This window comes from Streptomyces sp. NPDC056580 (assembly GCF_042793175.1).
GTDB lineage: Bacteria > Actinomycetota > Actinomycetes > Streptomycetales > Streptomycetaceae > Streptomyces.
Genome location: NZ_JBHTVE010000002.1, coordinates 89,408 through 107,405, shown reverse-complemented (window position 1 = coordinate 107,405; position 17,998 = coordinate 89,408). Strand labels below are relative to the sequence as shown.

The 17,998-nt window shown below is 72.1% G+C and carries 17 protein-coding genes; 11 read left to right on the top strand and 6 right to left on the bottom strand.

The genetic code is table 11. The features are described from left to right. Positions 1 to 120: 120 nt before the first annotated feature. On the top strand, positions 121 to 1,302 hold the full coding sequence (locus ACFQ9Z_RS04200; RefSeq protein WP_383010514.1) for an acyltransferase family protein: 1,182 nt from the start codon (positions 121 to 123) through the stop codon (positions 1,300 to 1,302). Here the strand turns inward: ACFQ9Z_RS04200 and ACFQ9Z_RS04195 are convergent. Both ACFQ9Z_RS04195 and ACFQ9Z_RS04190 read right to left on the bottom strand, forming a co-directional pair. Further along, the gene (locus ACFQ9Z_RS04195) at positions 1,292 to 1,780 is read right to left on the bottom strand and encodes an HD domain-containing protein (protein ID WP_383010512.1); all 489 of its coding nucleotides are present in this window, start codon (positions 1,778 to 1,780) and stop codon (positions 1,292 to 1,294) included. The genes ACFQ9Z_RS04200 and ACFQ9Z_RS04195 overlap by 11 nt on opposite strands. 41 nt (positions 1,781 to 1,821) lie before the next feature. After that, complete coding sequence (locus ACFQ9Z_RS04190) at positions 1,822 to 2,994, bottom strand: PP2C family protein-serine/threonine phosphatase (protein ID WP_383010510.1); 1,173 nt, start codon at positions 2,992 to 2,994, stop codon at positions 1,822 to 1,824. Between the two features lie 175 nt (positions 2,995 to 3,169). On the opposite strand from ACFQ9Z_RS04190, the gene ACFQ9Z_RS04185 reads away from it, so the two are divergent. Continuing rightward, positions 3,170 to 4,411, top strand: a complete 1,242-nt coding sequence (locus tag ACFQ9Z_RS04185; protein WP_383010508.1) for a GNAT family N-acetyltransferase — start codon at positions 3,170 to 3,172, stop codon at positions 4,409 to 4,411. Positions 4,412 to 4,461: 50 nt separating this feature from the next. Here the strand turns inward: ACFQ9Z_RS04185 and ACFQ9Z_RS04180 are convergent, their stop codons facing one another. Together ACFQ9Z_RS04180 and ACFQ9Z_RS04175 are read right to left on the bottom strand one after the other, a co-directional pair. After that, a complete protein-coding gene (locus ACFQ9Z_RS04180; RefSeq protein WP_383010506.1) occupies positions 4,462 to 5,271 on the bottom strand; it encodes an Fpg/Nei family DNA glycosylase in 810 nt (269 codons plus the stop codon). Positions 5,272 to 5,362: 91 nt separating this feature from the next. Beyond that, entirely contained in the window at positions 5,363 to 5,848 is a 486-nt protein-coding gene (locus ACFQ9Z_RS04175; RefSeq protein ID WP_383010504.1) for a ribose-5-phosphate isomerase, read from the bottom strand. A gap of 203 nt (positions 5,849 to 6,051) precedes the next feature. On the opposite strand from ACFQ9Z_RS04175, the gene ACFQ9Z_RS04170 reads away from it, so the two are divergent. Further along, positions 6,052 to 7,476, top strand: a complete 1,425-nt coding sequence (locus ACFQ9Z_RS04170) for an amino acid permease (protein ID WP_383010502.1) — start codon at positions 6,052 to 6,054, stop codon at positions 7,474 to 7,476. 109 nt (positions 7,477 to 7,585) lie between these two features. Here ACFQ9Z_RS04170 and ACFQ9Z_RS04165 read toward each other — a convergent pair whose 3' ends face one another. After that, positions 7,586 to 8,167: a biotin transporter BioY gene (locus ACFQ9Z_RS04165; RefSeq protein ID WP_383010500.1), complete on the bottom strand. Its 582-nt coding sequence runs from the start codon at positions 8,165 to 8,167 to the stop codon at positions 7,586 to 7,588. Between the two features lie 421 nt (positions 8,168 to 8,588). Here ACFQ9Z_RS04165 and ACFQ9Z_RS04160 point away from each other — a divergent pair, with 421 nt between their 5' ends. The 8 genes from ACFQ9Z_RS04160 (at position 8,589) to ACFQ9Z_RS04125 (ending at position 17,207) form a co-directional block, all read left to right on the top strand. Continuing rightward, positions 8,589 to 9,788 (top strand): ROK family protein, encoded by a 1,200-nt coding sequence (locus ACFQ9Z_RS04160; RefSeq protein WP_383010498.1) that lies wholly within the window; start codon positions 8,589 to 8,591, stop codon positions 9,786 to 9,788. Between the two features lie 276 nt (positions 9,789 to 10,064). Next, positions 10,065 to 11,132, top strand: a complete 1,068-nt coding sequence (locus tag ACFQ9Z_RS04155; RefSeq protein ID WP_383010496.1) for an ABC transporter substrate-binding protein — start codon at positions 10,065 to 10,067, stop codon at positions 11,130 to 11,132. A 5-nt stretch (positions 11,133 to 11,137) separates the two neighbouring features. Next, positions 11,138 to 11,977 carry an ABC transporter permease gene (locus ACFQ9Z_RS04150; protein ID WP_383010493.1) on the top strand — a complete coding sequence of 280 codons (840 nt, stop codon included), beginning with the start codon at positions 11,138 to 11,140 and terminating at the stop codon, positions 11,975 to 11,977. Beyond that, positions 11,953 to 12,687, top strand: coding sequence for an ABC transporter ATP-binding protein (locus tag ACFQ9Z_RS04145; RefSeq protein ID WP_383010491.1), 735 nt, complete (start codon positions 11,953 to 11,955; stop codon positions 12,685 to 12,687). The genes ACFQ9Z_RS04150 and ACFQ9Z_RS04145 overlap by 25 nt, the downstream gene beginning before the upstream one ends. Then, positions 12,684 to 14,021 carry an LLM class flavin-dependent oxidoreductase gene (locus ACFQ9Z_RS04140; RefSeq protein ID WP_383010489.1) on the top strand — a complete coding sequence of 446 codons (1,338 nt, stop codon included), beginning with the start codon at positions 12,684 to 12,686 and terminating at the stop codon, positions 14,019 to 14,021. Before ACFQ9Z_RS04145 ends, ACFQ9Z_RS04140 begins: the two co-directional genes overlap by 4 nt. Positions 14,022 to 14,035: 14 nt before the next feature. After that, positions 14,036 to 14,926 carry a TauD/TfdA dioxygenase family protein gene (locus ACFQ9Z_RS04135; RefSeq protein ID WP_383010487.1) on the top strand — a complete coding sequence of 297 codons (891 nt, stop codon included), beginning with the start codon at positions 14,036 to 14,038 and terminating at the stop codon, positions 14,924 to 14,926. Positions 14,927 to 15,044: 118 nt separating this feature from the next. Continuing rightward, complete coding sequence (locus tag ACFQ9Z_RS04130) at positions 15,045 to 16,427, top strand: amino acid permease (RefSeq protein ID WP_383010485.1); 1,383 nt, start codon at positions 15,045 to 15,047, stop codon at positions 16,425 to 16,427. 132 nt (positions 16,428 to 16,559) lie between these two features. Beyond that, positions 16,560 to 17,207, top strand: a complete 648-nt coding sequence (locus tag ACFQ9Z_RS04125; protein ID WP_383010483.1) for a superoxide dismutase — start codon at positions 16,560 to 16,562, stop codon at positions 17,205 to 17,207. 109 nt (positions 17,208 to 17,316) lie between these two features. Here ACFQ9Z_RS04125 and ACFQ9Z_RS04120 read toward each other — a convergent pair whose 3' ends face one another. Then, a complete protein-coding gene (locus ACFQ9Z_RS04120) occupies positions 17,317 to 17,979 on the bottom strand; it encodes a DsbA family protein (RefSeq protein ID WP_383010481.1) in 663 nt (220 codons plus the stop codon). Between the last annotated feature and the right edge of the window lie 19 nt (positions 17,980 to 17,998).

Below are 17,998 nucleotides of genomic sequence, written 5' to 3'. Positions count from 1 at the left end.
GCCCACGATCACGTGGACAGGGCAGGCAAGTTATGAATATCAAGGGGTACCCGAACGGGATAACCAGGAATAACAGGCGGGGTTTTACGGAATCCCACAGTCGACGCTAGGGTGCCTGAGATGTTTGAAGCCGCCTCGTCCCCCGGCCAGAACCGCAGACCACTCCCCCCGGCACAGTCGCCGGCCGGCGGAGTGCCCGGTCCGCGTACCCCGCTGAGTGAACAGAAGGGGCGTACGACGGCGGACAGACCGGGCAAACAGCGTGACTCGTTCTTCGACAACGCCAAGTACCTGGCCATCGTGCTGGTCGCGATGGGCCACGCCTGGGAGCCGCTCAAGGGCGACAGCCGCGTCCTGGAAGCCCTCTACACGGTCGTGTACACCTTCCACATGCCGGCGTTCATCATCATCTCCGGCTACTTCTCCCGCAGTTTCGACATGCGGCCGGACCGGCTGAAGCGGCTGATCACCGGTGTGGCCGTGCCGTACGTCCTCTTCGAGACGGCGTACCCGCTCTTCAAGAACGCGGTCGACCACGCGCACGAGGAGATCAGCCTCCTCGATCCCTGGTACCTGACCTGGTTCCTGGTCGCCCTGTTCGTCTGGCGGCTCACCACGCCGGTGTGGAAGCTGGTGCGCTGGCCGCTCCCGGTGGCCGTCGGCATCGCCATGCTGGCCAGCGTCAGCCCGAGCATCGGCGACGACCTCGACCTCCAGCGCGTGCTGCAGTTCCTGCCCTACTTCGTGCTCGGTCTGTGCATGAAGCCCGAGCACTTCCGGATGGTGCGCCGGCGCTGGGTGCGGATCGCCTCGGTGCCCGTGTTCGCCGCCGCGCTCGCGCTCGGCTGGTGGGCGGTGCCGCGCATGAACACGGCGTGGTTCTACCACCGTGACTCCGCGCAGGAGCTGGGCGCCCCGTGGTGGTGCGGCCCGGTGATGGTGCTCGCGATGATGGGCTGCTCGCTGCTGCTGACGGCGTGCTTCTTCTCCTGGGTGCCGGGCCGCAAGCTGTGGTTCACGGCCCTGGGCGCGGGCACCCTGTACGGCTACCTGCTGCACGGCTTCCTGGTGAAGTTCGCCGACTACCGGGGCTGGTTCGACCACTCCGCGCTGCACCGCCCGCTCGGCGAGATCCTGGTCACCGTCCTCGCGGCCGCCGCCGTCACCCTGCTGTGCACCTCTCCGGTGCGGCGGGTGTTCCGCTTCGCGATGGAGCCGAGGATGGCCTGGGCGTTCAAGCAGGACGCGGCCGAACTGGCCCGCGAACGCCAGCAGAAGGAGCGCGAGAGGGTCAGCGCCTGACGTCCCCCTCACGGCGTCCGGCCGCCTGAGCACCGAGACCGAGAAGTGCCCGCATCCGCGCGTACTTCTCGGTCAGTCGTCTCCGGGTGGGTTCGTCCAGGGCCGCCAGCCGGGCCGGGTCGGCGTTGTGCGCGAGGTCGGCCTCCTTCACCAGCAGCGCGCCCGGGGTGTCGAGGATGCGCCGCGCGTACGCCCCGGGGTCCTCGCCGGCCCGCTTGGTCACGGCGCGCACGACGGCCCTGGTGCGCTCCGTCAGGGCGGCGCCCTCGAGCCACTCCTCGCTCAGCACGCCGTCCTCCACGGCGTCGTGCAGCCAGGCCGCCGTGATCTGTTCCGCGTCCCCGCCCCGGGCCCGCACCCCTTCGGCGACGGCCGCGAGGTGTTCGGCGTACGGCCGCCCGGCCTTGTCGGTCTGTCCTTCGTGCGCGGCCCGCGCGAGGCTCTCGGCCTCGGCCGGGCCGAGTGGCGTGGCGTTCATCGCCCCAGTGTCACCGGTGCGCGGCGCGTCCGGAAGCCGGTTCAGCGGGGAGCCGAGGTGGCCTCGCGGCAGATGAGCAGCAGGGCCCGGTCGTCGTTGACGTCCTTGGCGACCGCCTCGATGAGGTGCCAGGCGGCGCCGTGGAAACCGCCGGCGACATAGCGGTCGGCCTCGCCGGTGAGCCGGTCGATGCCCTCGACGATGTCCCGGTCGGAGGTCTCCACCAGGCCGTCCGTGAAGAGCATGAGCACGTCACCGGGCCGCAGCGAGCCCTTCGTGGAGTCGAACTGGGCGCCGTCGTACACCCCGAGCAGCGGGCCCTCGGCCGCCTTCTCCTCCCAGCGGCCGCTGCCCGCGCTGAGCTGCAGGCCCGGCGGGTGCCCCGCGGAGTACAGCTCGTAGTCGCCGGAGTCGAGGTCGAGGACCAGGTGGATGGAGGTGGCGAAGCCCTCGTCCCAGTCCTGGCGGAGCAGGTAGCCGTTGGCCGCCGGCAGGAAGGCGTGCGGCGGGAGGGAGCCGAGCAGGCCGCCGAAGGCGCCGGACAGCAGCAGGGCGCGCGATCCGGCGTCCATGCCCTTGCCGGAGACGTCGGTGAGGACGACCTCCAGGGTGCGGCCGCCGTTGGTGCGGGCCGCGACCACGAAGTCGCCCGAGAAGGACTGGCCGCCCGCCGGGCGCAGCGCCATCTCGTGGTGCCAGCCCTGCGGCAGCTTGGGCAGCTTGCTCTGCACCCGGATCCGCTCGCGCAGGTCGAACAGCATGGTGCCGCCGCGCCGCCAGGGCACGCCGACCCGGCTGCGGAACTGCGCGGTGAGCAGCCCGAAGGAACCGCACGCGGCCACCACCAGGACCACGCCGGGGGTGACCCGGGAGGGACCCTCGGTGTACGGGCCGAGCCGTACCGACTCCACGATCAGCGCGGTGGCCGCGGCGGCGTACAGGCCGAGCAGGCTGGCCGGGCGCAGCAGCAGGCCGCCCGCGACGATCGGCAGCACCAGCGCGCCCGGCGAGAACCACACCGAGTTGCCGAGTGTCAGGGCCGCGAGGACGGGAATGGTGAGCAGCAGGCCGACGAGCGCGATCCAGTCGGAGCCGTCGCCGCGGAAGTAGTCCACGGCGCTTCTGCGCAGGCCGACGCGGACCCGGTGCCACTGCATCTTCCACCGGGCCGTGAACGTCTCGGCCTTCGAGCGCCGCTCTCGTCCTGCTGCCATCAGTTCGGGACCCTATCCATCGGACCAGCCGCTTGGCACGGGAGGTCCCACTTGTCCCCCGTGCGAGGCTCCGCATCGTCGTTCGACTTCACAGTGAACGGCACGCGCCGCCGTCGCGCCGCCGCCTGGGAGAAATTCGCTGGCTCGTCCCCGGGCGCGCTGATAGGCATGGCGCATGGCGACCGACGGTGTGATCGAGCTGACAGTGCTGCGCCCCGAGGAGTGGGACGGGTGGTTCGACCACCTGATCCGTGCCTTCGGCGCCGGCGAGACCTCCGCGGAGGAGCTCGAGGTGGAGCGGTCGGTCACCGAGTTCGGGCGTTCCCTGGCCGCCCGGGACGGGGACGCGATCGTGGGGACGGCCGGGGCCTTCAGCTTCCGGATGACCGTGCCGGGCGGCTCCCAGGTGCCCACGGCCGGCGTCACGATGGTGAGCGTCTCCGCCACGCACCGGCGGCGCGGGGTGCTGACCTCGATGATGCGGCGCCAGCTCGACGACGTGCGCGCGCTGGGTGAGCCGCTCGCGGCGCTGACCGCCTCCGAGCCGGCGATCTACGGCCGGTTCGGCTACGGGGCGGCGACCTTCCAGCTCCAGGCCGAGATCGACACCAGCCGGGTGACGCTGGCCCCGGTCGCCGGCGCCGGGGACGTGCGGCTGCGGTACGCGCAGCCCGCGGAGGTGCTGGCCGAGTGCGAGGCGGTGTACGCGGCGCTGGTGCCGCGCAGGCCCGGGATGCTGGCCCGGCTGCCGGGCTGGGAGCGGACCGGCCTCGTGGACCCGCCGGGCGACCGGGACGGCGCCTCGGCGCTGCAGTGCGTGGTGGCCGAGCGGGACGGCGCGGTCACCGGGTACGCGCGGTTCCGCACCAAGCTCGGCTGGGGCACGAGCGGGCACGACGGCACGGTGACGCTGGAGGACCTCGCCGCGCTGGACCCGGCGACCGACGCGGCGCTGTGGCGCTTCCTGTTCGACATCGACCTGATGACGACCCTGACCGTGCGGAACAGGCCGGTCGACGACGCCTGGCAGTACCTGGTCTCCGACATCCGCCGCTGCCGGCCGCGCTTCCGGGACTCGTGCTACGTCCGTCTCGTCGACGTCGGCGCGGCGCTGGCGGCCCGCACCTACCAGGCGCCGGTGGACGTCGTGTTCGCGGTGGAGGACGCCTTCTGCCCCTGGAACGAGGGGCGCTGGCGGCTGACCGGTGACGCGAAGGGCGCGTCCTGCGAGCGCACCGAGGACGCTGCCGACCTCGAGCTGTCCGTACGGGAGCTGGGGACGGCCTATCTGGGCGGGGTGTCGCTGCTGTCGCTGGCGGCGGCCGGCCGGGTGCGCGAGCTGCGGGCGGGGGCGCTGGCGGAGGCGTCGGTGGCGTTCGGCTCGCCGGTGAGGCCGTGGCTGCCGCACGGCTTCTGAGCCCCGCGGGGCCGGCCCGTCGGGACCCGCGGCCCCGCCGGTCCGTCCGGTCAGGCTTTCTGGCAGGTGGGGCACCAGAAGAGGTTGCGGGCGGCCAGGCCGGCGGTGCGGATGTCCGTGCCGCAGACGTGGCAGGGCCGGTCGGCCCTGCGGTAGACGTACACCTCGCCGCCGTGGTCGTCCACGCGGGGCGGGCGGCCCATGGCCTCGGGGGTGTGCTCGGGGCGGACGGTGTCGATGCGGTTGTCGCGCACACCGTCGCGCATGAGGGCGGCCAGGTCGGCCCAGACGGCCTCCCACTCGGCCCGGGTGAGGTCCCGGCCCGCGCGGTAGGGGTCGATGCCGTGCCGGAAGAGGACCTCGGCGCGGTAGACGTTGCCGACGCCGGCGATGACCTTCTGGTCCATCAGCAGCGCGGCGACGCTCGTACGGCTGCGGGAGATCCTGCGGTACGCGGCGTCCGGGTCGGCGTCGGCGCGCAGCGGGTCGGGGCCGAGCCGGTCGTGGACCGCCCGTTTCTCGGCGTCGGTGACGAGCGCGCAGGTGGTGGGGCCGCGCAGGTCGACGTACGCGGTGTCGCCGGCGAGCCGGAGCCGGACGGTGTCGGTGGGCGGGGGCGCGGGCGCCGGGCCGAAGGCGACCTTGCCGAAGAGGCCGAGGTGGATGTGGACCCAGTCGGTGCCCCGGAACCGGAGGAAGAGGTGCTTGCCGTGCGCCTCGGTGCCGGTCATGAGGGCGCCGTCCAGCAGGTCCGCGGCGTCGGAGAACTTGCCCTGGGGGCTGCTCACCCGTGGGGCCGTGCCCTGGAAGCGGTCGGCGTAGTCCTGGGCCAGCCGGTGGATGGTGTGCCCTTCTGGCACGGCTGAGGTGTCCTTTCCTGCCGGCTCCCGCCGGCCCGTCGCGGCCGGTGGGAAGCGGCGGGGCCCGGGACCGGGCCGGGCCCCGTGGGCGCTACTGCTGCGGGTGGTGGGCGGGGATCGGGGGCAGATCGCCGGTCGTCTCGTAGGCGGTGAGCATGTCGATGCGGCGGATGTGACGCTCGTCACCGGAGAACGGAGTGTTGAGGAACACCTCGACGAACTTCGTCGCCTCCTCCGTACTGTGCATGCGCGCGCCGACCGCCACCACGTTGGCGTCGTTGTGCTGGCGGCCGAGTCCGGCCGTCTCCTCGCTCCAGGCCAGCGCGGCGCGCACGCCCTTCACCTTGTTCGCGGCGATCTGCTCACCGTTGCCGGAGCCGCCGATGACGACGCCGAGGGCGCCGGGGTCGGCGGCGGTCCGCTCGGCCGCGCGCAGGCAGAAGGGCGGGTAGTCGTCCTGGGCGTCGTAGATGTGGGGCCCGCAGTCGACGGGCTCGTGCCCCGCCGCCTTGAGCCAGTCGACGAGGTGGTTCTTGAGTTCGTAGCCCGCATGGTCGGAGCCGAGATACACGCGCATGGGACGAGTGTGACACGGCCGTTTCGGGGCAGCAGCCGCGGGTGTGACATAGGCGGAGTGTGAATCGGACCATAGATCCTCAAGAGAACCTCAAGTAACAATCCGGATTCAGAGGTTCCTGAATTCGTTCCCCTCGGATTCACTGGACCGGCTCGTACACCGCTCGTACGGGCAGCTCCACCTGGCGTAAAGGAAATCCGTCCATGACCCCTGGTTCGGGCCTTCAAGCGGGACTGAAAAACCGCCACCTGACGATGATCGCCATTGGTGGCGTCATCGGAGCCGGCCTCTTCGTCGGCTCCAGTACCGGTATCGCTACCGCGGGACCGGGCATCCTCCTGTCGTACGCCCTCGTCGGCACGCTCGTGGTGCTGGTGATGCGCATGCTCGGCGAGATGTCCGCCGCCAACCCCACCTCCGGTTCGTTCTCCGCGCACGCCGACCGCGCGCTGGGACCCTGGGCCGGTTTCTCCATCGGCTGGCTCTACTGGTTCTTCTGGGTCGTCGTGCTGGCCGTGGAGGCCACCGCCGGCGCGAAGATCCTCGAGGGCTGGATACCGGCCGTGCCGCAGTGGGGCTGGGCGCTCATCGTGATGACCGTCCTGACCGCGACCAACCTCATCTCCGTCGGTTCCTACGGCGAATTCGAGTTCTGGTTCGCCGGCATCAAGGTCGTGGCGATCGGCGCGTTCATCGTCGTCGGCCTGCTGGCCGTGTTCGGCGTGCTGCCGGGCGCGCACACCGACAAGGCGAGCTTCGCCAACCTCACCTCGCACGGCGGTTTCCTGCCGCACGGCCCGGGCTCGATCCTCACGGGTGTGCTGCTGGTCGTCTTCTCCTTCATGGGCAGCGAGATCGCCACCCTGGCGGCCGGCGAGTCGGAGGACCCGCAGCGCGCCGTCACCAAGTCCACCAACAGCATCATCTGGCGTATCGGCGTCTTCTACCTGGGCTCGATCCTGATCGTCGTCACCCTGCTGCCGTGGAACGACCCGGCCATCCAGAAGGACGGCTCGTACGTAGCCGCCCTCGGCTCCCTGGGCATCCCGCACGCCGGGCAGTTCATGAACTTCATCGTGCTGACGTCGGTGCTGTCCTGCCTGAACTCCGGTCTGTACACGGCCTCCCGGATGGCCTTCTCGCTCGGCCAGCGCGGTGACGCGCCCAGGGCGTTCGCCCGGACCACGTCCCGCGGCGTGCCGCGGACCGCGATCCTGGCGTCCGTGGCCTTCGGCTTCGTCGCCGTCTTCTTCAACTACAAGTTCCCGGACACGGTCTTCCTGTTCCTGCTCAACTCCAGTGGCGCGGTCGCCCTGTTCGTGTGGCTGGCGATCTGCTTCTCGCAGCTGCGCATGCGGCGGATCATCCAGCGGGAGGCGCCGGAGAAGCTCGTCGTGAAGATGTGGCTGTACCCGTACCTGACCTGGGCGACGGCCGCGCTGATCATCGGCGTCTTCGGCTACATGCTGACCGACACCCAGGGCGAGAGCAGCGGCCGTACGACCGTGGAGCTCTCCCTGCTGGTGGCCGCCCTCGTGATCGCGGCCTCGCTGGTCAAGCAGAGGATCGCGGGCCGCCGGCCGGCCGCGCCCGTGGAGGACGCGGCGGAGAAGGTGTCCGTCGGCTGACCCGCCGGCACCCGTCACGGCGAAGGGGAGGGAGTCCCGCGGGACTCCCTCCCCTTCGCCGTTCGCCTGTCCGGTCGCGCCGTGCGCGGCCGGCCGGACCCGCGGGCTGTCAGCGCCTGCCGGTGAGCTTCCAGGCGGCCGGCAGCGCGCCCATCGCGAGCGCCGCCTTCAGGGCGTCGCCGATCAGGAACGGGGTGAGACCGGCGGCGACGGCCTGGGAGAGGGACAGGTGGGCGGCCTGGGCCAGGTACGGCACGCCGACCGCGTAGATGACCGCCTCGCCGAGGATCATCGTGCCCGCCGTGCGCAGCGGGGAGCGGTCGGCGCCGCGGCGGGCCAGGGCGCCCACGGCGGCGGAGGCGAGCAGCATGCCGAGGACGTAGCCGAAGGAGACCGCTCCGGCGCCGGAGCCGCCCTCGGCGAACCACGGCACGCCGGCCACGCCGGCGACGGCGTACAGGGCGAGGGAGAGGAAGCCGCGGCGGGCGCCGAGGGCGGTGCCGACGAGCAGCGCGGCGAAGGTCTGGCCGGTCACCGGCACCGGGGAGCCGGGCACGGGCACCGAGAGCTGGGCCGCGAGGCCGGTGAGCACGGCGCCGCCGAGCACCAGCGCGATGTCGCGGGTCCGCGACGCGGGCAGCAGGTCGGCGAGGACTCGACCGGGACGGGCGGTTGCGGTGGCGGTGCTCATGGGGGACTCCGCGTGGGACGAGGGCAGACGGGACATCGCGACGCTATCCCGGCGGCCGCGCGGTGATCACCGTCAGCGCCCGACAAAGGGCGGAACAAAGGCTTGGTGGGCTCCCGACAAAGGTTGGTGGTTACACCCGGTACGGCGTGACAACGGTCACTGAGGCGGGGATGCGCAGCTCACCCGGGGGCGGCCGGCGGCACCGCGGCACCCCGCCGATGAACCCCAGCGGTCTGGTCGGATTCCACCTTCCTGTCCTACGCTTCCGGCATGGTCGCCCAGGCCCGGTACTTCACCTCGCGTCGCTACGTCGACCTGCGACGCCAGGGCACGGCCACCTGTCGCCGTCCGGGGTAGGGGGCGCGCCCCGCGCGCCCTCGCCTTCCGAGACGTGTCGGCCCCGTTCCCGAGGACGGTCCCCATGCCCCGTACCGCGGCATCCACCCTTGTCTCCCCCGTTCCCCGCGCCGCCGACAGCGACCGGCGGCGCACGAGTGCCAGTGCCGTGCTGCGGTCCGTGCTGGAGCACGGACCGGTGGCCCGCAGCACCGTCGCCCGGCTGACCGGGCTGTCCCCCGCGGCCGTGACCGAGCACTGCGCCCGGCTCGCCGCGCTCGGGCTGCTCCGCGAGGAGGCGGCGCCGCGCCGCTCGAACGGCGTGGGCCGGCCGCACGTCCCCGTCGACCTCGACACCCGGCGGTTCGTGGTCGGCGGGGTGCACGTGGCCGTGCCGTACACCACGGTCGCGCTGCTGGACCTGCGGGGCCGGGTGGTGGCCCGGCGCGAGCTGAAGCACGAACGGCCGGACGCGGGCCCGGTGCTGGCCCGGGCCGCCGACGAGCTCGCGGCACTGCTCGCCCGGGCGCCGGGCCGCCGGCCGCTGGGGGTCGGGGTCGCCGCCGGCGGCTGGGTGGACCGGGACTCGGGCACCGTCGTCGAGCACGAACTGCTGGGCTGGCGCGAGGTGCCGGTGCGGCAGGTGCTCGAGGACCGCACCGGCCTGCCGGTCCACGTCGACGGGCACGCGCGGGCGCTGGTCAGCGGTGAGCGGCTGTTCGGGCGGGCCCGGGGCAGCCGGAGCGTGCTGCACCTGTTCGTCGGCAACATGGTCGACGCGGCGTTCGCCACCAACGACGAGGTGCACCACGGGCCGCGCTCCCAGGCGGGTGCGATCGCCCACCTCCCGGTGCCGGGCGGCACCGAGCCGTGCGTCTGCGGCCGTACGGGCTGCCTGCAGGCCGAGTTGAGCGAGCGCACGCTGTGCCGGCGGGCCAGGGCGGCCGGGGTGGCCGGCTCGGGCAACCCGATGCACGTGGTGGCCGCGGCGGCGGCCGGTGACGCGGTGGCCCGGCGGCTGCTGGTGGAGCGGGCGCGGGCGACCGGACGGGCGGCCGGGCTGCTGCTGGACGTGCTCAACCCGGAGACGGTCGTGGTGACCGAGGTGGGCGCCATGCGCTTCGACGACTGCCTGAGCGCGCTGCGGGAAGCGGCCGGAAAACGGCGCGCGGCGTCCGTGCTGCCGACGAGTTTCCCGGATTCGGTGCTGGCGGTGGCGGGTGGCTCGGTGATGCTGGACGTGCTGTTCCGGGACCCGCTGGGCGTGTCACCTGAGGCTATTTAATTCAGAAACTCGGAATGTTGACAGGGGACAGCGGAGGCCACGAACATGCTGGTCATGAACCCGCTCACGAGCTGTCGCACCCACTGTTGCTGACATGTTGCCGCGCATGAAGCGCGTGTTTCCGTCTGCGTGAGTTCTCTTTCACAAAGCTCTTACCTGAGCTTTTCCTCCGGCTTTCCGCCGGTGATTGCGCGTGTCTTCCCGTCCGCTTTCCCGTCTCTTCCGTCGTCTTCTTCCCGCCTGCCTTCCCGCTGTGCGTACCCAGGGAGTCCTCCCATGTCTGCTCCGCCTGTCACCGGTCTCGACCGCCGCCTGTTCCTGACCTCCCTGCTCGGCGCGTCCGCCGCCGTCGCGGGTCTCAGCGGCTGCGCGGACGGCAGCGCCGCCGCCGACACCGAGGGCGCCCTCACCCGCCCCCTCGCGGCCAAGGTCCCGGCCGGCACCAGCCTGAAGATCTCCTCCTACCAGAACGTCCAGCAGCTCCAGTTCAAGCTGGCCAAACTGCCCGCGCTGCCCTTCGAGGTGTCCGACTGGCTCAACATCGGGGCCGGCCCGGACGTCATCAACGCCTTCCGCGCCAAGTCCCTGGACCTCGCCAACAACGCGGGCATCCCGCCGATCCAGGCGCACTACCAGGGTTTCGACGCGCGGATCGTGGCGATCGACGTGACCCGCAAGCCGAACTACCTCTTCGCCACCAAGCCCGGCAGCGACATCCGCACGGTCGGGGACTTCCGCGGCAGGAGGCTCGCCTTCTCGCAGGGCCAGGCCCAGGGCGTCGTGCTGCTGCGGGCGCTGAAGAAGGCGGGCCTGAAGTACGACCAGGTGACGCTGGTCCCGCTGACCAGCAACCAGTTCCTGACCGCCCTGCAGTCCGGTCAGGTCGACGTGGCCCCGCTCGGCAACAGCCAGGCGCCCGCCTACCTCAAGCAGTACGGCGGCAAGGGCGCCCGCGTCATCAGGACCGACGTGGTCGACCTGCTCAACCTGCTGTGGGCGCCGCGGTCCGTGCTCGCCGATCCGGCCAAGGCCGCGGCGGTCGCCGCGTACATCCCGCACTGGGCCAAGGGCCTGGTGTGGCAGTACGAGCACCCGGACGTGTGGGACGAGGAGTTCTACGTCAAGACGCAGAACCTGACCCCCGACCAGGCGAAGTCCATCACCGCGCTCGCCAACAAGCCGCTTTTCCCGCCCAGTTGGGACGAGGCGATCAGGTGGGAGCAGGAGACGGCCGACCTGCTCGCCGAGGGCGGGTTCGTCAAGAGGTTCGACGTCTCCTCGCTCTTCGACCACCGCTTCGAGGCCATCGCCGCCAGGGCCGTGCCGGCGGAGTACCGGAGGTGAGCGCCGTGACCACCACCACGACCACCGTGGCGGCGCCCGCCGCCCCGGAACCGCCCCAGGTCCGCCGGCGCCGGCGGCTCGCCCCAGGGCGCCGGCTGCCGGCGGCCCGGCTCGCCGGCCCGCTCGCCGTGCTCGCCCTGTGGGCCGCCGCCTCGGCCGCCGGCGCCCTCGATCCCGGCGCGATACCGGCGCCCTGGACGGTGCTGCGGACCGCCGGCCGCCTGTGGTCCGACGGCACGCTGCCCACGGACGTGCTCACCTCGCTCCGGCGGGCCGCCTACGGCTTCGCGATAGGTCTGAGCGCCGGTGTGCTGCTCGCGCTGGTCTCCGGGCTCAGCCGGGCCGGCGAGGCGCTGATCGACGGGACCGTGCAGCTCAACCGGGCGATCCCGACCCTCGGCCTGATCCCGCTGTTCATCCTCTGGCTGGGCGTCGGCGAGACCTTCAAGATCGCCATCATCGCGATCGTCGTCTACGTCCCCATCTACCTGAACACGCATGCCGCGCTGTCCGGCATCGACACCCGGTTCGTCGAACTCGCCGAGGTGCAGGGCCTGTCGAGGGCCGCCTTCGTGCGGCGGGTGGTGATCCCCGGGGCGCTGCCCGGATTCTTCGTGGGACTCCGGCTCGGCGTCACCGGCTCCTGGCTCGGCCTGGTGGTCCTGGAGCAGATCAACGCCACCAGCGGCCTCGGCTACCTGATGTTCCAGGCGCAGAACTACGGCCAGAGCGACGTCATCCTGGTCGGCCTGCTGATCTACGGCGTCTTCGGCCTGGTCTCCGACAGCGTGGTCCGCCTCATGGAACGGAGGGTGCTGTCGTGGCGCCGCACACTGAGCAACTGACCCGGCCCGCAGTACGGTTGCGGGGCCTGACCCGGTCGTTCGGCGGCCGCACGGTCCTCGACGGCATCGACCTCGATCTGCCCGCCGGCCAGTTCACGGCCCTGCTCGGGCACAGCGGCTCGGGCAAGTCCACGCTGCTGCGGGCCGTCGCCGGACTCGATCACGGGGTCGCCGGCAGCGGACGGCTCAGCGCCCCCGAGCGGGTGTCGGTGGTCTTCCAGGACTCCCGGCTGCTGCCCTGGGCGCGGGTGCTGGACAACGTCCTGCTCGGCGCCGAGGGCAAGGACGCCGGGCGGCGCGGCCGGGCCGCCCTGGAAGAGGTCGGTCTCGGCGGCCGCGAGCGGGCCTGGCCGGGCGAGCTGTCCGGCGGCGAGGCACAGCGCGCCGCGCTCGCCCGCTCCCTGGTCCGCGAGCCCGAACTGCTGCTGGCCGACGAGCCGTTCGGCGCGCTTGACGCGCTGACCCGGATCAGGATGCACAACCTGCTGCGGGAGCTGTGGAAGCGGCACCGGCCCTCGGTGCTGCTCGTCACCCACGACGTGGACGAGGCGATCGTGCTCGCCGACCGGGTCCTCGTCCTGGACCGGGGCCGCATCGGCCTCGACCTGACCATCGACCACCCCCACCCGCGCTCCTACCGGGAGCCGGTGCTGGGCGAGTACCGCGAGCGGCTGCTGGCCGCGCTCGGTGTCACGGAGGACCACGAGTGACCACGCGAAAACTGCACCTCAACGCGTTCCTGATGAACACCGGCCATCACGAGGCGTCTTGGCGGCTGCCGGAGAGCGACCCTCACGCGCACGTCGACCTCGCCCACTACGTGCGGCTGGCCCGGATCGCGGAGCGCGGCACCTTCGACTCGCTCTTCCTCGCCGACGGCCCGCAGTTGTGGAGCAACCTCGCCCAGCGGCCGGCCGGCGCCCTGGAACCGCTCACCCTGCTCACCGCGCTGGCCACCGCCACCGAGCACATCGGGCTGATCGCCACCGCCTCCACCTCCTACAACTCCCCCTACAACCTGGCCCGCCGGTTCGCCTCGCTGGACATCGTCAGCGGCGGCCGGGCCGGCTGGAACATCGTCACCACCGCGGGCCGCGAGGCCGCCCGGAACTTCGGCCTGGACGCCGAGCCCGCGCACGCCGAGCGGTACGCCCGCGCCGCCGAGTTCCTCGACGTGTCCCTGAAGCTCTGGGACAGCTGGGAGGACGACGCGATCGTCGCCGACAAGGCGGCCGGCGTCTGGGGCGACGACAGCAAGATCCACCCGCCCCGGCACAGGGGGAGGTACTTCGGCGTCGAGGGCCCCCTCAACGTGCCGCGCTCACCGCAGGGTTACCCGCTGCTGGTGCAGGCGGGCTCCTCCGCGGACGGCAAGGCCTTCGCCGCCCGGTACGCGGAGGCGGTCTTCACCGCCCAGCAGACCCTGGCGGACGCCCAGGCCTTCTACGCCGACCTCAAGTCCCGCACGGCCGGCGCGGGGCGGGACCCGGAGCACATCAAGGTGCTGCCCGGCATCGTCCCCGTGCTCGGCGCGACCGAGGCCGAGGCGCGGGCCGCCGAGCGGGTGCTGGAGGACCACATCGTCCCCGAGCACGGCCGGGCCCGCCTGGAGAGCCTGCTGCACCTGGAGCCCGGCACCCTCGGGCTGGACGAGCGGCTGCCCGAGGACCTGCCGCCGGAGTCCGCCATCGAGGGCGCCAAGAGCCGCTACACCCTGGTGGTCGAACTGGCCCGGCGCGAGCGGCTGACCGTACGGCAGCTCATCGCACGGCTCGGCGGCGGGCGCGGCCACCTCACCTTCGCGGGGACGCCCGAACAGGTCGCCGGCCAGATCGAGACCTGGTTCACCCAGGGCGCCGCCGACGGCTTCAACATCATGCCCGCCGTGCTCCCCTCCGGTCTTGAGGCCTTCGTCGAGCACGTCGTGCCGGTCCTGCGGGAGCGCGGCCTGCTGCGCACCGAGTACGGCCCGCGCCGGACCCTGCGGGAGCGCTACGGCCTGCCCCGCCCCGCCAACCAGTACCTCACGCCCGCCCTCGTCTGAAAGGACCACCGCGCATGTCCCTCGAGATCACCAAGGTCACCGCTCGCATCGGCGCCCGGGTCTCCGGCGTCGACATCTCCCGGCCGCTCGCCCCGGAGCAGGTCGCCGGCATCCGCGAGGCCCTGAACGCACACAAGGCGCTCGTCTTCGACGACGTGCGCCTTGACGACGCCGGCCAGCAGGCCTTCGTCCGCCACCTCGGCGACCTCACCACCGCCCACCCGACGGTCGGCGCCGTCGACGGCTCCCCGAACGTGCTGCCCGTGGACAGCGAGCGGGGCCGCGCCAACCACTGGCACACCGACGTCACCTTCGTGCTCAACCCGCCGCAGGCCAGCACCCTGCGCTCGATCACGGTCCCGCCGTACGGCGGCGAGACCCTGATCGCCAACGCGGCGGCGGCCTACCGCGACCTGCCCGAGCCGCTGCGCCGGCTCGCCGACACCCTGTGGGCGGAGCACACCAACGACTACGACTACGCGGTGCCGGACGAGGCGATCGACGAGGAGCAGGCCGCCCAGCGCGCCCAGTTCACCTCGATCAAGTACCGCACCGCTCATCCGGTGGTCCGCGTCCATCCGCTGACCGGCGAGCGCGGGCTGTTCATCGGCGGGTTCGCGCAGCGGATCGTGGGGCTTTCGGTGGGCGAGTCCCGCAAGATCCTCGACCTGCTGCAGGCGTACGTCACCCGCCCCGAGAACGTGCTGCGCCACCGCTGGTCGGAGAACCAGCTCGTGCTCTTCGACAACCGCATCACCCAGCACTACGCCATCGACAACTACGACGGGCGGCCGCGCCGGCTGCACCGGGTGACCGCCGCCGGCGACATCCCGGTCGGCGTCGAGGGCAAGGAGAGCTACTCCATCGAGGGCGACGCCTCGCACTACACCCCGGTCGCCGCGTAACCGGAATATCACCCTCCGTACAGCGCGCGTCCGCATGCTGGGCGGCCTCTTCGCGGAAGCGAACGGGCCGCCCAGACTGGCTGGGTTTTCGCCGCCGACGACTGGACGAGCCGCGCCCATGCCCCACAGCACCCTCGAGACGCCACCGCGCCAGCGGTCGGGCGACTCCCTCTCCCACGGCCTCAAGCAGCGACACCTGTCGATGATCGCCCTCGGCGGGGTGATCGGCGCCGGCCTGTTCGTCGGCTCCGGCGCCGGGATCGCGGCCGCCGGGCCCTCCGTCGTCGTCGCCTACGCGGTCTCCGGCCTGCTGGTCATGCTGGTGATGCGGATGCTCGGCGAGATGTCGGCCGCCTACCCGTCCTCGGGGTCGTTCTCCGCGCACGCCGAGCGGGCGATCGGCCCGTGGGCCGGATTCACCGCCGGCTGGTCCTTCTGGGTGCTGCTGTGCACCGCGGTGGGCCTGGAGGGCATCGGCGCCGCGAACATCGTGCAGGGCTGGCTGCCGGGCACCCCGCAGTGGGTCTGGGTGGCCCTGTTCATGGTGGTGTTCTGCGGTGCGAACCTCGCGGCCGTGAAGAACTTCGGCGAGTTCGAGTTCTGGTTCGCGGCCCTCAAGGTCGGCGCCATCGGCCTGTTCCTGGTCCTCGGCGTGCTGGCCATCGCGGGCGTGCTGCCCGGCACCCCCTCCCCCGGCGCCTCCCACCTCGGCGACTTCCTGCCCAACGGCAGCGAGGGCCTGGTGGTCGGACTGCTGGCCTCGGTCTTCGCCTACGGCGGCCTGGAGACGGTCACCATCGCCGCGGCCGAGTCGAACGACCCGGTCAAGGGCGTGGCGCGCGCGGTGCGCACCGCGATGTGGCGGATCGCCCTGTTCTACATCGGCTCGATGGCGGTCATCGTGACCCTGGTGCCGTGGAACGCGAAGTCCGTCGTGACGGACGGCCCGTACGTCGCGGCCCTGCGGCAGATCGGCATCCCCGGCGCCGGCCAGGTGATGAACGTGGTCATCCTGGTGGCCCTGCTTTCGGCGATGAACGCCAACATCTACGGCTCCTCGCGCATCGCCTACTCGCTGGTCGAGCGCGGCCTGGGCCCGAAGGCGCTGGCCAGGGTCTCCGGCGGGGTGCCGCGGATCGCCGTCCTCACCTCGTCTGTCTTCGGCTTCGGGTGCGTGCTGCTCAGCTACTGGCGGCCGGACGACGTGTTCGCCTGGCTGCTGAACATGATCGGCGCGGTGATCCTGGTCGTCTGGATCTTCATCGCGGTCTCCCAGCTGCTGCTGCGCCGCCGCATCGAGCGGGAGGCGCCCGAGAAGCTGGTCGTGCGGATGTGGGCGTTCCCGTACCTCACCTGGGTCGCGCTGGCCAGCATGGCGGCGATCTTCGTCCTGATGGCCCGGGAGCCGGACACCCGTCTGCAGCTGCTGTCGACCGGCGGGATGACGCTGGTCCTCGCGGCCGTGGGCTACGCCTGGCAGCGGGCTCGCGCCGCGCGCTGACCCGGCCCCGCCCCGGTCCGCTTCCCGAAGGCCCCCGCGTGCGACACGCGGGGGCCTTCGCGTGCTCCCGGCTTGTTGTTGCTAGCGTGTAGTTGCAAGAGACTTGCAATAAGGTTCGGAGGGGACCCGCCCATGCCCGTGTACTCGCTGCCCGACCTGCCCTACGACTACTCCGCGCTCGCCCCCGTGATCAGCCCCGAGATCATCGAGCTGCACCACGACAAGCACCACGCGGCCTACGTGAAGGGCGCCAACGACACCCTGGAGCAGCTCGCGGAGGCGCGGGAGAAGGAGAGCTGGGGATCGGTCAACGGCCTGGAGAAGAACCTGGCCTTCCACCTCTCCGGGCACATCCTGCACAGCATCTACTGGCAGAACATGACCGGTCCCGCGGAGGGCGGCGGCGAGCCCCTCGCCGCCGACGGGGTGGGCGGGCTGGCCGACGCGATCAAGGAGTCGTTCGGCTCCTTCGCCGCCTTCCGGACCCAGCTCTCCAAGGCCGCGGCCACCACCCAGGGCTCGGGCTGGGGCGTGCTGGCGTACGAGCCGCTGAGCGGCCGGCTCATCGTGGAGCAGGTCTACGACCACCAGGGCAACGTCGGCCAGGGCTCGACCCCGATCCTCGTCTTCGACGCCTGGGAGCACGCCTTCTACCTGCAGTACCGCAACCAGAAGGTGGACTTCGTCGAGGCGATGTGGCGGGTCGTGAACTGGCAGGACGTGGCCAGGCGCCTCGCGGCCGCCAGGTCCCGCGCGGACGCGCTGCTGCCCGCCCCCTGAGAACGCCCCGCCTCGTGATCGTCTTCTCACCCTTCACGACGGCGGGCGGGTGGAAGGAGGGCCCCCGCGAGGACAGGACTCGCGGGGGCCCTCCGGCTCTGTGCGGGCCTTACAGGTTGCTGAAGTCAGGGCCCTTGGTACGGGTCCGCTTGATCTCGTAGAAGCCCGGCACGGAGGCGACCGCGAGGGTGCCGTCCCACAGGCGGGCCGCCTCCTCGCCCTTGGGGGCGGGGGTGACGACCGGGCCGAAGAAGGCGATCTGCTCGCCGTCGGCGCCCGGCACCGCGATGACCGGGGTGCCGACGTCCTGGCCGACCTTCTCGATGCCCTCCTTGTGGGAGGCGCGCAGCTCGGCGTCGAACTCGAAGTCCTGCTGCTCGGCGTACTCGATCAGCTCGGCGGGCAGGCCGACGTCCGCGAGCGCGCCCGCGACGGCCTCCAGGGTGGGGCCCTCGCCGTTGTTGTGGATGCGGGTGCCGAGCGCGGTGTAGAGCGGGCCGAGGATGTCCTCGCCGTGCTTCTGCCAGGCCGCGGTGACCACGCGCACCGGCTGCCAGGCCTTGGTGGCGAGCATGTCCCGGTACTCCTCGGGCAGCTCGTCGAGCCGGTTCTCGTTGAGGACCGCGAGGCTCATGACGTGCCAGCGGACCTCGATGTCCCGGACCTTCTCGACCTCGAGCACCCAGCGGGAGGTCATCCACGCCCAGGGGCACAGCGGGTCGAACCAGAAGTCAACGGGGGTCTTGCCGGAGGGGGTCGCGGTCTCGGACATGCTTCTCCTCAGCGAAGGT

Excerpts from the sequence above, each read along its gene's own strand:
- ACFQ9Z_RS04175 (WP_383010504.1), bottom strand. The coding sequence starts at position 5,848 with ATGCGCGTGTATCTCGGCTCCGACCATGCGGGCTACGAACTCAAGAAC.
- ACFQ9Z_RS04135 (WP_383010487.1), top strand. The coding sequence starts at position 14,036 with ATGTCCCTCGAGATCACCAAGGTCACCGCTCGCATCGGCGCCCGGGTC.
- ACFQ9Z_RS04170 (WP_383010502.1), top strand. The coding sequence starts at position 6,052 with ATGACCCCTGGTTCGGGCCTTCAAGCGGGACTGAAAAACCGCCACCTG.
- ACFQ9Z_RS04190 (WP_383010510.1), bottom strand. The coding sequence starts at position 2,994 with ATGGCAGCAGGACGAGAGCGGCGCTCGAAGGCCGAGACGTTCACGGCC.
- ACFQ9Z_RS04200 (WP_383010514.1), top strand. The coding sequence starts at position 121 with ATGTTTGAAGCCGCCTCGTCCCCCGGCCAGAACCGCAGACCACTCCCC.
- ACFQ9Z_RS04120 (WP_383010481.1), bottom strand. The coding sequence starts at position 17,979 with ATGTCCGAGACCGCGACCCCCTCCGGCAAGACCCCCGTTGACTTCTGG.
- ACFQ9Z_RS04195 (WP_383010512.1), bottom strand. The coding sequence starts at position 1,780 with ATGAACGCCACGCCACTCGGCCCGGCCGAGGCCGAGAGCCTCGCGCGG.
- ACFQ9Z_RS04160 (WP_383010498.1), top strand. The coding sequence starts at position 8,589 with ATGCCCCGTACCGCGGCATCCACCCTTGTCTCCCCCGTTCCCCGCGCC.
- ACFQ9Z_RS04185 (WP_383010508.1), top strand. The coding sequence starts at position 3,170 with ATGGCGACCGACGGTGTGATCGAGCTGACAGTGCTGCGCCCCGAGGAG.
- ACFQ9Z_RS04165 (WP_383010500.1), bottom strand. The coding sequence starts at position 8,167 with ATGAGCACCGCCACCGCAACCGCCCGTCCCGGTCGAGTCCTCGCCGAC.
- ACFQ9Z_RS04155 (WP_383010496.1), top strand. The coding sequence starts at position 10,065 with ATGTCTGCTCCGCCTGTCACCGGTCTCGACCGCCGCCTGTTCCTGACC.
- ACFQ9Z_RS04125 (WP_383010483.1), top strand. The coding sequence starts at position 16,560 with ATGCCCGTGTACTCGCTGCCCGACCTGCCCTACGACTACTCCGCGCTC.
- ACFQ9Z_RS04130 (WP_383010485.1), top strand. The coding sequence starts at position 15,045 with ATGCCCCACAGCACCCTCGAGACGCCACCGCGCCAGCGGTCGGGCGAC.